Consider the following 12,409-nt stretch of genomic DNA (forward strand, 5'->3'; position numbering starts at 1 on the left):
GTCAGTACCCCGCGACGGCAAGGTTGCGCAGGATGATCTGTAGCACGTTCAATCCCACGATCAGCACCAGCGGCGAAAAGTCGATCGCTCCGGTATTGGGCATGATACGCCGGATCGGGCGTAATAACGGGTCCAACAGGGCGTTGATCGCGGTGTAGATCGCCGCGACGAACTGGTTCGATGTGTTGACGACGTTGAACGCGATCAGCAGCGACAGAACGAACTGCACGATGACCAGGAAAACGACGACGGAGACCAGCAGGTCGATGATCTGGATAAGGGTTTGCACAAGCACGCGGGCGGTTCCTTGGGGGGCTTTCGGAAAGCGCCATCTAGCCGAGGGACGTGCGGTGTATCAACCGCCTAATACGCTGGACGGAGTTTGTCGGGGCCTTACCCTTCCCACTCGATCCGTTCGATCCGCCAGCTGAGTTGTTCGGGCGTCGCGCCGTCCACGCCGTTGACGCGGCGCAGCACCATCTTGCCGGTCAGGCTCTGCCCCGCGCCATCGGCGTTGCTGCCCATGACGGTGACGGGCACTTCGTAATAGAGCGATCCGGCTGCGCCTTCCTGCCGGCCTTCGCCGAATGTGACCACAGGATTGGCCAGCACTTCCCAGCGCGGGGCCATGCCGCCCGCGCGCACTTCCTTACGCCAAGCGCGGCGCGCGGCTTCGCGCTCTCCGGCCTCTACCGCCTGTTTCCAGTAATCGAGCAGGGCCTGCGGATCGGCAACCGTTTCGTTCGGCAGCTTGGCATCGAACGTGGGCGTCGGGGTCGGCGTGGGGGCAACTGTCGCGGTGTCCGTCGGGGCGGGGGCAGGGGCCTCGCTCGTCCCGCAAGCGCCCAGCAGGCTGAGCGCGGCAGCGGCGGCGAGGGTCCTGTACATCAGTCGTTCCTTATCAACGTGCCCGCCCCGCGTTCGGTAAAGATTTCCAGCAGCATCGCATGCGGCACCCGTCCATCAAGGACGACCGCCGCGTCGCAACCGGCCTCTACCGCTTGTACGCAGGTTTCCAGCTTAGGTATCATACCGCCGCTGATGGTTCCATCTTCGCGCAGTTTCGCGATACCCTGTGGCGTCAGATCGGTCAGCAACCCGCCCTGCTTGTCCAGCACGCCCGACACGTCGGTCAGCAGGAAGAGCCGCGCCGCCCCCATTGCCGCGGCAATCGCGCCCGCCATGGTATCGGCGTTGATGTTGTAGGTATGCCCGTCCTCACCCACGCCAATCGGTGCGATCACCGGGATCAGGCCCGCCGCGACAGAGGTGTCGATGATACGGGTGTCGACTTTCTTTGGCTCTCCCACAAAGCCAAGGTCGACGACCTGCTCTATCGCGCTTTCGGGGTCCTTGCGCGTGCGGGTAACCTTGCTGGCGGTGACCAGCCCGCCGTCCTTGCCCGAAATGCCGACGGCGCGGCCCCCGGCATTGGCGATCCAGCTGACCAGTTCCTTGTTGATCCGGCCCGACAGGACCATCTCCGCGATTTCCGCAGTCTGCTTGTCGGTCACGCGCAGCCCGTCGACGAAGCTCGATTCGACGCCCAGCTTTTTCAGCATCGCGCCGATCTGCGGCCCGCCGCCGTGGACGACGACGACGTTGATGCCGACGGCACCAAGCAGCACGACATCCTCGGCAAAGTCCTGCGCCGCTTCCGGGTCGCCCATTGCATGGCCGCCATACTTGATGACGAACGTGCGGCCCGCATATCGCTTGATATAGGGCAGCGCCTCTACCAGCGTTTCGGCCTTGGCCAGCACGGCCTTGTCGTGGGGGTTCAGCGGATCGACCATAGTGCCGGGGGCCATTGCACGCGCGCGCCCCGCGATCAATCGCTTTGCGCGCCAGAAGGGTCCTGCGCCTGTTTCGCCCAGCGTGCCGCCAGCAGCGCGGAAACGATCATCTGCATCTGGTGATAGACCATCAGCGGCAATAGAACTGCACCGACGCTGGCGGGCGGGAACAGCACCCCGGCAAAGGCGACACCGGCGGCAAGGCTCTTCTTCGACCCGGCGAACTGGATGGTGATCCGGTCCTCGCGAGAGAATGTCAGTAACCGCCCCGCCAGTGCATTCGCGGCAAAGACGACGCCCAGCAGTACGAGACAGAGCGCAAGCACCAGCAAAAGCTCGCCGATCCCGGTGCGCAGCCACAGCCCTTCGGCCACCGACGCGCCGAACGCGACGTAGACGATCATCACGATCACGCCTTTGTCGGCCAGCCCGATGAAACGCTTGTGTCGGTCTATCGTCGTGCCGATCACCGGGCGCAGCAGGTGGCCGAGGACGAAGGGCAGCAGCAGTTGCATGATAATGCGCAGCGCCGCGCCGCCCGAAATCTCCGCCCCGCCGCTGCCCCCGGCCATCAGTGCCGATAGCGCCGGGGTCACGATAACTGCCGCCATGTTCGAAATCGCCGCCGCGCAAACCGCGCCCGCGACATTGCCGCCGGCCATCGCGGTAAAGGCCACCGCGCTCTGCATCGTGGAGGGCACGGCCCCGATGAAGGTCATGCCCCTCGCCAGATCGGCATTCAGCCCCGGCGTATAGGCTAGCGCCAGTGTCACCAGCGGAAATAGCACAAATGTCGCCGCCGCAATCACCAGATGTAGCCGCCAGTGGGTCAGCCCGCCGATGATCGCGGCCCGTGATAGCCGCGCACCATGCAGGAAGAACAGCAGCACGATGCCCGCATCGGCGACCCACGCAGCCAGCGTCGCAAACCCTCCGCGCGGCGGCAGCAGCGATGCGAGCACGATTGCGCCGAACAGCGACAGGACGAAGGGATCGGGCTTCAGCCGTTTCAACATGATCCCCCCTGCCTCTCGCCCCTTGCTGCCGGTCAGCCGTGCGCGCCGAACTCGTTGGCGATGGCCGTACCGATGCGCAGGACGAGTGCATAGGCCTGTTCGATCGGATCAATGAAGTCGCGCCGGATCGCCAGATAGCCGCTGTCGCCGCCGTCCGGATAATCGCTGGCCTCGTCCACGTCGAAATCGTCGATGCCGGGGAAGCTGGTCGGGAAGGCGCGGCGCAACTGTGACAGCGCGTCATCGATCCTCAGGGTGAAGACCATTTCCAACACGTCTTCGCGGCTGACGTCGTTGCTGCGCGAGAAGACCGGGACTTGCACGGCCTTCAGGAACATGTGCTGCAACAGCGCTAGGCGCAGCGCCTGAAGCACGCCGATGGACCGGCGCTTATGCTCCCGATCCGGCAGCGGAAGGCCCCATTCCTCTTTCCCGCCGGGGATCGCATCCAGCAGCTTGTGCAAGTGCATCGCATCGACGCGCAAGCGGCTGGCAAGCCGGCGAAAGACGCCGACCCGGTCGTCCTTGGTGAGGTATGCCGCCAGTGTCAGGCAGGCATCGGTCAGGTGCTTTTCGGTGCCGCGATAGGGCCGGCTGGCCCAGTAGGCGGAGTTGAACAGTTCGCCATAGGCAGCCACCGTCTTGATGCTGGCCAACGCATCGGCGGCGCGGACGAGGCGGAGCAACTGCTGCCCCCGCGCGCTTGTCGCCAGCAGGTTGGCGATTTCCTCGACGTTGTTTTCCGCCGCGGTGCCGAACCCGGCGATCACGTTAACCGGATAGCCCAGTTGCTGCAGGATCGCGTTATGCGGGATCGCGCGAATCTGCCGCAAGGACATCTTGCGATCCGCCGACAGGTCGGACTGGCGGCGCGAACGGCGGCTGCCGGTATCGTTCAGCAGGCCGAGCCCGAATGCAGTAATCGCGCGGCTGTAGGTGGCGGAGACGAGGTGCATGTTCTGCACGCGCCGGATCGCGCGATAGAAATCGAGGGAAAGGTCGGTGCGGCGATAGAACTGGTCCGTCGGCGCATCTGGATCGGTGACCCCCGGCGCATTTTCGGCAATGCGGGTCAGCGTTGCCAGTGCCAGTTCGGGGGTGCCGAACCACAGGTATCCGTCGCCGCCCTGAAAGCTGACCTCCGGCTCCAGCCTGATCCCTGCGCGCACGAAGCGGCGGCGCGCCCAGGGGGACAGCGGCCATTCCATCCGGTCTTTCATGCTGGCCGGATGCGCACCGCGGCCCATCGATTCGCCGTGGGTGTTGAAGATCAGCGCGGCCACGTCCGTCAGCCCGTTGGCCTTCATCGCATCGGCAAGGCGGCCCTGCAGGCGTTCGATGGCAAGGCTGGCCGGGATTTGCCCGACGAAGCGGCCTGCGTCGGAAAAGCCGGTCTGGATCGCGACCCGGCCGCGAACGCGCGCGTAATCGCGATAGTCTTCCTCTGCCAGCAGCGCGTCGAGGAAACGGCCGCCGTGTTCCAGCGCGGTTTCCGTCTCAAACAGGGGTGAGACGTCAACTTTGTCGTCGATGCCGAACAGCTTCGCGAAATAGAGCGCGGCGAGCACCGTCTGCGGCTGTTCGCATTCGGCGATCAGCATGCGGATCGGCGCGTCGGCGTCGATATGCTTCAGGATCTGCTGCATCGCCAAAAATTGCCGGATCGCGGTGCTGGATTCGATGGCCAGCGCGGCGAAGTTGGCCTTCAGCGGCACCGCTTCGCGCAGGGCCGTGCGGATGGCCGACAGCGCGGCCTGGCTCGACAGGTCGAGCCTTGATTCCGGGTCGACCCGGCGGCGGATCGCGTTCTGCAATTGGCTGGAGTTCACCCGGAAGTGGATCCAGCCCATGCCGAGGCCGTCAGCGCGCATCGCCGCAGCGGCGGTCAGCAGGGTGGTCGCGGTCGCATCGTCGGCGTCTGCTGCCAGTTTCGCCAGCTCGTCGATGATCGGGGCAAGGCCGGTCAGCTTGTCCGGGTGATCGGCGGTCAGCGAATTCGCCGCGTGGCCCAGCAGCGCCGGGTCCGACAGGTCTTTCGCGAAATTCGCGGCCATTTCGCCGGTATGCTCGGCAGCGGCGGCAAGGCGCGCGGCGACATCCGGCGCGTCCTCGGCCAGCATCGCGGCATAGCTGGCCAGACGCTCGCTCTTTTCGGCCAAGCGATAGCGGATGGAGGTGTTCCAGCCGATGTCGGTCCGCCCGTCCATGTCGTAACCGACCCAGGTTGCCAGCCGCACCGGCACCGGCGCGAACTGCTTCCACGCGCCCGGCCACTTGCTCTGTGCGGTTTCAAAGAGGCCGCGCACGATGCGGTCGCGTGCACCCTGCGCGCGGCTCATCGCCGCCATCGCCGCATCGTGCTCGCTGTCCAGCGTGATCTGCGTGCGTTCGTACGGGGCGGAGCAGACGTGATCGCCGTCAACGCGCCCCTCGGTCGCGCCTTCTGCCACGCTGGCCGCCTGTGCCGGAGTCAGCAGGAAAGTCGGGTGCGCGGTGAAGACCACGTGCAGCATCGGGTTCGACCAGCGCGCGGCGAAGGCTTCGAATTCATCCTCGTCGCTCTCGAACGAGGCAAGGTTCTCCGCCGCGGCCATTGGGGCCAGCATCCGGTCCAGCTTTTGCGCGCGGGCCAGCAGGCCTTCACACTCCAGCGCGCTGACCAGTGCATCGATGTCGGCCAGAGAGCTATCGCCCGATTCCAGATCGCGCGAAAATTCCAGACCCAGCTGGAACACCGGATTGAACAGCGGGGTTTCCCGCGTCCTGCCATGAAGGTCGCGAAGGCGGTCGTGCAGGGCGGCAATCTTCGGATTCATGCGGTTCCCCCTAGGATAGCGCGGCGGCTTCGGCGGCAAGCGCCTCTATCGTGGCGGCATCGGCCCCCTTGGGCGCAACCCAGCTTCCACCGACGCACAGCACTTGCGGGTGGGCCAGCCAGTCGGGCGCGGATTTCAGCGAAACGCCGCCGGTGGGGCAGAATTTCGCCATGCCGAACGGGGCGGCGATGGCCTTTAGCGCCGGCAGCCCGCCGTTCGCCTCTGCCGGGAAGAACTTGAAGTGCGACAGGCCCATGTCCAGCCCGCGCATGATCTCTGCACTGGTGGCGACGCCGGGCAGGAAGGGCACGGCAGCATCCTTGGCGGCGCGGCCAAGGCTTTCGGTCAAACCGGGCGAGACGACGAATTCCACGCCCGCGCGCAGCACCGCCTCAAGATCCTTGGTCGAAAGCACGGTGCCCGCGCCGACGATGGCGCCGGGCACGGTCTTCATCGCCTCGATCGCGTCCAGCGCGCAGGGCGTGCGCAGCGTGACTTCGAGGCAGGGCAGGCCGCCTGCGACCAGCGCCTTTGCCACCGGGATGGCATCGTCGAGGTCGTCGATCACCAGCACCGGGATCACGGGTGCCTTGGTCATGATGGAATAGATATCGGTCATGTCTTGTCCTTAAAGGCCCGCAAGCGCCAGCATCGCCGAGCCGCCTTTTTCCGCGCCGTCTGCCCCGGCGCGCATCATCGCGAACAGTTCGCGGCCCACGCCCATCGCGGCGGGCGGGGCGGCGGCGGGTTGCCGGGCGGATAGGTCGGCTGTGGTTGAAAGCGTGCCAGCATGCGCGTCGACGCGGATCAGGTCGCCGTCCTGAAGATAGGCGAGCGGCCCGCTGACGCCGCTCACGTCTGCCAGAGCCTCTGGCGTGCAGTGGATCGCGGCGGGGACTTTGCCCGATGCGCCGGACATGCGCCCGTCGGTGACGAGCGCGACCTTGAACCCGCGGTCCTGCAACACGCCCAGCGGCGGAGTCAGCTTGTGCAATTCGGGCATGCCGTTGGCGCGCGGCCCCTGAAAGCGGACGACGACGACAACGTCACGGTCGAGTTCGCCGGCCTTGAACGCCTTGGCGACAGCCTCTTGCGTCTCGAACACCCGGGCGGGGGCCTCTATCACATAGCGTTCGTTATCGACCGCGCTGGTCTTGATCGTCGCGCGGCCGAGGTTGCCGGTGAGCAGCCGCATGCCGCCATCGGGCTGGAACGGATCCGAAACGGGCGACAGCATCGTCGGGTCGAGCGGATCGGCGGGCGCGGCCTGCCACGACAGATCCTTGTCGTTAAGGACCGGCTCTTGCGCATAGTCGGACAGGCTCTGCCCGCCGACGGTGACGATATCGTCGTGCGCCAACCCCGCATCGAGCAATTCGCGAATGACATAGCCCATACCGCCCGCCGCTTGGAAATGGTTCACGTCGCCCGAACCGTTGGGATAGACGCGGGCCAGCAGCGGCACGTCTTTCGACAGTTCGTCGAAATCGCTCCAGTCCACGAGCACACCCGCCGCGCGTGCGAAGGCGGGGATATGCAGCGCGTGATTGGTCGATCCGCCCGTTGCCAGCAGGCCGACGATGGCGTTGACGATTGCCTTTTCGTCCACGCATCTTGCCAACGGGCGCGGATTGGAACCGCGGGTCGAGATCGTGGCCAGCTGCTGGACGGCGGCGCGGGTCAGGGCGCTACGCAGGGGCGTGTTCGGCGGCACGAAGGCCGCGCCCGGCATGTGCAGGCCCATCATCTCCATCATCATCTGGTTGGAGTTGGCGGTGCCATAGAACGTGCATGTGCCCGGCGCGTGATAGCTGGCGCTCTCGCTGGCCAGCAATTCGTCGCGCCCGACCTTGCCCTCTGCATAGAGCTGGCGGGTCTTCTGCTTTTCCTTGTTGGCGATGCCGCTGGGCATCGGCCCGCTGGGCACGAACACGCCCGCAAGGTGGCCAAACCGCAAGGCGCCGATCAGCAGGCCCGGCACGATCTTGTCGCAGATGCCAAGCAGGGCCATGCCGTCGTACATTTCGTGGGACAGCGCCACCGCCGTCGACAGGGCAATGGTGTCGCGGCTGAATAGCGACAGGTCCATGCCGTCCTGCCCCTGCGTCACACCGTCGCACATGGCAGGCACGCCGCCAGCCACCTGCATGGTCGCACCGACTTCGCGGGCATAGAGCTTCATCGCCTCAGGGTATCGGCCATAGGGCTGATGCGCGGACAGCATGTCGTTGTAGGCGGTGACGATGGCGAGGTTCGGGGCCTTGCCGCCGCCGATGCTGGCCTTGTCGTCCCCCATCGCGGCATAGCCATGAGCAAGGTTGGAGCAGGACAGCGCGGTGCGGTCGGGGTGCCGATCCGCTTCGCGATCCATCAGGTCGAGATAGCGTTGCCGACTGTCACGGCTTCTTTCGACAATACGGGCGGTTACCCGGGCAAGGGTAGGGTGCAGATCGGCCACGATAATCCTTTTCGGCTTTCAGGCGAATCCGGGGCTCCCTCTTCCCGTTTTCGCGGTGCAGCATAACGAATGTTCGCTGCACTGCAACCGGGGGCGGGCCCGGAAAGTGCAGCCGCGTTGTGCCTTATTCGTGCCAGGTCACGCCATCGCGTTCGGCCAGCGCGATGGACGCAGAGGGGCCCCAGCTTCCGGCGGTGTACGTTTTCGGCGTCATGCCTTCCTCGGCCCAAGTCTCCCGGATCGCGTCGATCCAGTGCCACTGGGCCTCCACCTCGTCACGCCGGACGAACAGGGTCTGGTCGCCCTCGACAAGATCGAGCAGCAGCCGTTCGTAAGCGATGCGCCGTTCCGGCCCGGCGAAGGCATCGGGCATGGCGATATCCAGCGGAACCTGCCGCAGGCGAATGCCGCCACGATCCAGCCCCGGCACCTTGGCCATGAGCGAGAGGCGGATGTTCTCACGCGGCTGGATGCCGATGACCAGCGTGTTGGGCAGGGTTTTCGCGCCGCGACCTTCGAAGATGGAGAACGGCACGTTGCGGAACTTCACGATGATTTCGGTGGTGCGTTCGGGTAGGCGCTTGCCGGTGCGCAGATAGAACGGCACGCCCTTCCAGCGCCAGTTGTCGATATGCGCCTTGATCGCGACGAACGTCTCGGTGTCGCTGTCGCGGCCCAGCTCCTCGTCGTACCCCGGCACCGCGCCACCGTTGATCGCGCCTGCCTTGTATTGGCCGGTGACGGTCTCGTTCGCGGCGACATGGCGCAGGGCGCGCAGGACTTTCACCTTCTCATCGCGTACGGCAGTGGCGTCGAAGCTGGTCGGCGGCTCCATCGCGACAAGAGCGAGGAGCTGGAGCATGTGGTTCTGCACCATGTCGCGCAGCGCGCCGCTGCCGTCGTAATATCCGGCCCGCGATTCAAGGCCCACGGTCTCGGCCACGGTGATCTGCACGTGGTCGATGTGCGCGGCGTTCCAAAGCGGTTCGAACAGGATGTTGGCGAAGCGCAGCGCCAGCAGGTTCTGCACCGTCTCCTTACCGAGATAATGGTCGATGCGGAAAATGCGGTTTTCCGGGAAGGCCCCGGCCACCGCGTCGTTGATCTGGCACGACGTGGCCAGGTCGGTGCCCAGCGGTTTTTCCAGCCCGATGCGGACGTTGCCGCCAGTTTCGTTTGGGGCCAGCCCGTTGGCGGCCAGCCCCTTGATCGTCGGCTCGAAAAGCGAGGGCGCGGTCGAAAGGAAGATCGACAGACCCTCATCCTCGTTCGTGCCGACCAGGCCAACGCATTTTGCCAGCGCGTCGAAGCCTTCGGGGGTCGATGCGTCGAGGTCCTGATAGCGCAGACGCGACAGGAACGGGTCGATCTCTATCTGCCGGCCCGAGGGCAGGAACTTTTCGAGCGCTGCGGCGGCGAAATTGCGAAAGCTCTCGTCCGTATGTTCCGACCGCGCGGTGCCGATCACCTCTATATTCGCGGGCAGCAACCCGTCCGACGTCAGCGCGCAGAGCGAGGGGAGCAACATGCGCTGCGACAGATCGCCGGTCGCGCCGAAGAGCAGGAGCTTGCTGGCCGAAAACGTCATGCGCGAAGCCGCGATGCAGAAAAGGTCATGGCCGCAAATCGTCTCCACTTGGGTTGAGCGCGGCACCGTTAGCAAGCGCAGCACGCCAAGGCCAGTAGTTGCGAACCGTTCAACGCAGGATTGCCGGTCCGTCATCGAGGTCTATGGACGGCCGTATATGATAACGTTCACAATATAGCAATCCTGCGGCTTTCGTCCGTCCTTAGGTAGCCTGCACGGTAATCTGCTTATCCAGCATTTCCGCCATGCCGTAGGACGTCAGGAAGCTTACCTCTGCGGCATCGCGACCCACGCCGATCTTCACCACCTCCGCCGGGTCGGCCATGCCGGTCGCATCGACAAGGTGCCAGCTGCCGGTGCCGGCAGGACCGTCGAGATCGGCCAGAAACACTTCCGCCAGCGCGTGAAAGTCTTGCGGATCCACGTTCGGGGCATAGCCGCTGACATAGCGGGCCGGGATCGCCGACGCGCGGGCAAGGGTGATGACCACGTGCGCGTAATCGCGGCACACGCCGCGCCGTTCGACGAAGCTGTCGAGCGCGGTAGTTGTCGCGACGCTCGATCCCGGTTCATAACTGAACTTGCCCGCCACCCAGTCGCGGATCGCGGCGATCCGTCCGCCGCCGGTGGTGTCGCCGAACTCCGCCTCGACAAAGGACTGGAACCGGTCTCCGGGGCAGAAACGGCTGTCGAACAGATAGGGCACCGTTTCGCCCGGCAGGTCGTGCGGGGCAAGATTGGGCAGACTGGCAATGTCGGGCAGGGTGCGGGTGATGTCCGCCTCTATCGCATATTCGGCGGTGAAGTCGCCCTGCGTGCGCAGCCAGATGCGTTCGCCGATCGCGTCCTCCCCCGCGACGCGTGCACAGTGCTCTGTCGCAGACATCGTCAGGCCGGGGCCGGACAGGATCTGTTCGGGAATGGCCGCGCCTTCCATCTGCAACAGGAAGTCGGTCGGCTTGGCAAAGCGATAGGCAATCCGGGCGGTGACGGAGATGGGCATAAATCTCTTTTGTGCTGGGTGTTGGCGTTCAGGCCCCTAACGCGTTGGATCGCGCTTCTATCCGAAGCCCGGTCGATTATTCGAGGTTGGCGCGATTATTCGCCCATCAGGTGGAGGGCTACCTCGCGTCGATGCGGGCGGGCGCGGTGTTCAACCAGGTAGACGCCCTGCCACGTACCCAGTACCGGCGCACCGCCCGCAACCGGTATCGACAGCGAAACGCCGGTCAGCACCGACTTCAGATGCGCGGGCATATCGTCCGGCCCTTCGCAATCGTGCAGCCATCCGCCGTTTTCGGGCGCGATCCGGTCCAGCCAATCGACGATATCGTCCTGCACTTCGGGCGCGGCGTTCTCCTGAATCGTCAAAGAGGCGGAGGTGTGGCGGCAGAACACGGTCAGCAAGCCGCTCTCCATCCCGCTATCGCGCACGAAACCGCCGATCCTGCGTGTGATCTCCGTCAGGCCGCGTCCGCCCGTTTCGATGACCAGCCTGTCGCTTGCCTGTCGCATCGTCGCCATATCCCGTCATCCCATCCGTCGCACCGGCAACCGGATCGGCCATCCCGTTGGGATTCAATTCGAATCCGTTTGCGATGCCGCGTTGCACAATGGCCACAGGGTGCGGATGTTTCAATTTTTTTACGATGATTTTTTAGCGATGGATCGCTATATGCCGGGGAATGGATGGCACGATCTACCAGGATTGCGACGCACCTCTCCTGGCGTTCGAGGGGGTTGACGATTCCGGCCCCGGCGACTGGGCCGGTCGGCCGCCGCGTCGGCGCGTGCCGTGGGGCGGCGCGGGCAAGATCGCGGTTATTTCCAACCCGCGCAGCCACCGCAACACCCGCCAACCGCTGACCGTTCCCGATGGTGTCGTGCTGGCCGAACCGGGTACGCGGCCCGAATTGCGCCGCACGCTGGCAAAGCTGGCGCAGGATGGCGTTGAACTGCTGATCATCGCCGGTGGCGACGGTACCGTGCGCGACGTGCTGACCTGCGGGGACGAGGTGTTCAAGGGCGCGCTGCCCGACATCGGCGTATTGCCCTGCGGCAAGACCAATGCGCTGGCGATCGACCTTGGCATCGCCGACGATTGCGGCGTGGCAGAGATGGTCGACGGTTGGCGCGCGAACCGGATTACCCCGCGTCCGCCGCTGCTCGTCAATCGTCCGGGCGACAGCAGGCCGGTGCTGGGTTTCCTGTTCGGCGCGGGCACATTTGTCGATGCGACGCAGATGGCGCAGACGACGCACCGATTTGGAGCGGTCAACAATCTGGCCGTTGCCCTCTCGATGGTGGCGGGTGCGATCAGCACGATCATGGGCAGCGACAAGTCGCCGTGGCGCGCGGGCAAGCGAATCGCGATCCGCTATGGCCAGGATGCGAAACCCCGCCACGGCGCTGCGACGCACAGCGTGGGCCATCGCTTTCTGTTCATGGCGTCCACAATGCACAAGATGCCGATGGACCTGTGCGCCTTTGGCCCGACCCGCGCGGGCCTAAAGACGCTGGTCGTCGATGCCCCACCGCGCCGGTTCCTGCGCAATCTGATCCGTCTGCTGCGCGGCCGGGATGATGAACGGATGGAGCGCGATGGCGTCCACCGCGTCGATGCTTCGTCGATCGATCTCGAAGTCGAAGGCGGCTTTGTGCTGGATGGAGAAGTGTTCCCCGAAGGCGCCTATGTCTTGAGCGAAGGCAAGCCCATCGCTTTCGTCACCCCCTGA

The 12,409-nt window shown here is 65.2% G+C and carries 11 protein-coding genes; 1 reads left to right on the forward strand and 10 read right to left on the reverse strand.

The features are described 5' to 3' along the window. Nucleotide 1 precedes the first annotated feature (1 nt). From AB433_RS02890 to AB433_RS02935, 10 genes are all read right to left on the reverse strand, one after another. Entirely contained in the window at nt 2-295 is a 294-nt protein-coding gene (locus tag AB433_RS02890) for a YggT family protein (protein WP_047819848.1), read from the reverse strand. 98 nt (nt 296-393) lie between these two features. Beyond that, nucleotides 394-888, reverse strand: a complete 495-nt coding sequence (locus AB433_RS02895) for a hypothetical protein (protein WP_053058949.1) — start codon at nt 886-888, stop codon at nt 394-396. Then, nucleotides 888-1,811, reverse strand: coding sequence for an acetylglutamate kinase (argB, locus tag AB433_RS02900; RefSeq protein WP_047819849.1), 924 nt, complete (start codon nt 1,809-1,811; stop codon nt 888-890). Before argB ends, AB433_RS02895 begins: the two co-directional genes overlap by 1 nt. Nucleotides 1,812-1,831: 20 nt before the next feature. Next, a complete protein-coding gene (locus AB433_RS02905) occupies nt 1,832-2,812 on the reverse strand; it encodes a bile acid:sodium symporter family protein (protein WP_047819850.1) in 981 nt (326 codons plus the stop codon). Between the two features lie 32 nt (nt 2,813-2,844). Then, nucleotides 2,845-5,628, reverse strand: a complete 2,784-nt coding sequence (locus tag AB433_RS02910) for a phosphoenolpyruvate carboxylase (RefSeq protein WP_047819851.1) — start codon at nt 5,626-5,628, stop codon at nt 2,845-2,847. 10 nt (nt 5,629-5,638) lie between these two features. Then, nucleotides 5,639-6,247 (reverse strand): bifunctional 4-hydroxy-2-oxoglutarate aldolase/2-dehydro-3-deoxy-phosphogluconate aldolase, encoded by a 609-nt coding sequence (gene eda, locus AB433_RS02915; RefSeq protein WP_047819852.1) that lies wholly within the window; start codon nt 6,245-6,247, stop codon nt 5,639-5,641. Between the two features lie 9 nt (nt 6,248-6,256). Next, nucleotides 6,257-8,086: a phosphogluconate dehydratase gene (gene edd, locus AB433_RS02920; protein WP_047819853.1), complete on the reverse strand. Its 1,830-nt coding sequence runs from the start codon at nt 8,084-8,086 to the stop codon at nt 6,257-6,259. Nucleotides 8,087-8,210: 124 nt separating this feature from the next. Continuing rightward, nucleotides 8,211-9,674: a glucose-6-phosphate dehydrogenase gene (gene zwf, locus AB433_RS02925; RefSeq protein WP_047823174.1), complete on the reverse strand. Its 1,464-nt coding sequence runs from the start codon at nt 9,672-9,674 to the stop codon at nt 8,211-8,213. A 202-nt stretch (nt 9,675-9,876) separates the two neighbouring features. Continuing rightward, a complete protein-coding gene (locus AB433_RS02930; protein WP_047819854.1) occupies nt 9,877-10,677 on the reverse strand; it encodes a transglutaminase-like domain-containing protein in 801 nt (266 codons plus the stop codon). A 95-nt stretch (nt 10,678-10,772) separates the two neighbouring features. Beyond that, nucleotides 10,773-11,189 carry a secondary thiamine-phosphate synthase enzyme YjbQ gene (locus AB433_RS02935; RefSeq protein ID WP_047823175.1) on the reverse strand — a complete coding sequence of 139 codons (417 nt, stop codon included), beginning with the start codon at nt 11,187-11,189 and terminating at the stop codon, nt 10,773-10,775. Nucleotides 11,190-11,359: 170 nt separating this feature from the next. Here AB433_RS02935 and AB433_RS02940 point away from each other — a divergent pair, with 170 nt between their 5' ends. Next, complete coding sequence (locus AB433_RS02940) at nt 11,360-12,409, forward strand: diacylglycerol/lipid kinase family protein (protein ID WP_053058950.1); 1,050 nt, start codon at nt 11,360-11,362, stop codon at nt 12,407-12,409.

Origin of the sequence: Croceicoccus naphthovorans, from assembly GCF_001028705.1 — a bacterium.
Lineage (GTDB): Bacteria > Pseudomonadota > Alphaproteobacteria > Sphingomonadales > Sphingomonadaceae > Croceicoccus > Croceicoccus naphthovorans.

Coding starts and splice junctions, on each gene's coding strand:
- eda (WP_047819852.1), bottom strand. CDS start 6,247: ATGACCGATATCTATTCCATCATGACCAAGGCACCCGTGATCCCGGTG.
- zwf (WP_047823174.1), bottom strand. CDS start 9,674: ATGACGTTTTCGGCCAGCAAGCTCCTGCTCTTCGGCGCGACCGGCGAT.
- AB433_RS02905 (WP_047819850.1), bottom strand. CDS start 2,812: ATGTTGAAACGGCTGAAGCCCGATCCCTTCGTCCTGTCGCTGTTCGGC.
- AB433_RS02910 (WP_047819851.1), bottom strand. CDS start 5,628: ATGAATCCGAAGATTGCCGCCCTGCACGACCGCCTTCGCGACCTTCAT.
- argB (WP_047819849.1), bottom strand. CDS start 1,811: ATGGCCCCCGGCACTATGGTCGATCCGCTGAACCCCCACGACAAGGCC.
- AB433_RS02895 (WP_053058949.1), bottom strand. CDS start 888: ATGTACAGGACCCTCGCCGCCGCTGCCGCGCTCAGCCTGCTGGGCGCT.
- AB433_RS02935 (WP_047823175.1), bottom strand. CDS start 11,189: ATGCGACAGGCAAGCGACAGGCTGGTCATCGAAACGGGCGGACGCGGC.
- AB433_RS02930 (WP_047819854.1), bottom strand. CDS start 10,677: ATGCCCATCTCCGTCACCGCCCGGATTGCCTATCGCTTTGCCAAGCCG.
- AB433_RS02940 (WP_053058950.1), top strand. CDS start 11,360: ATGGATGGCACGATCTACCAGGATTGCGACGCACCTCTCCTGGCGTTC.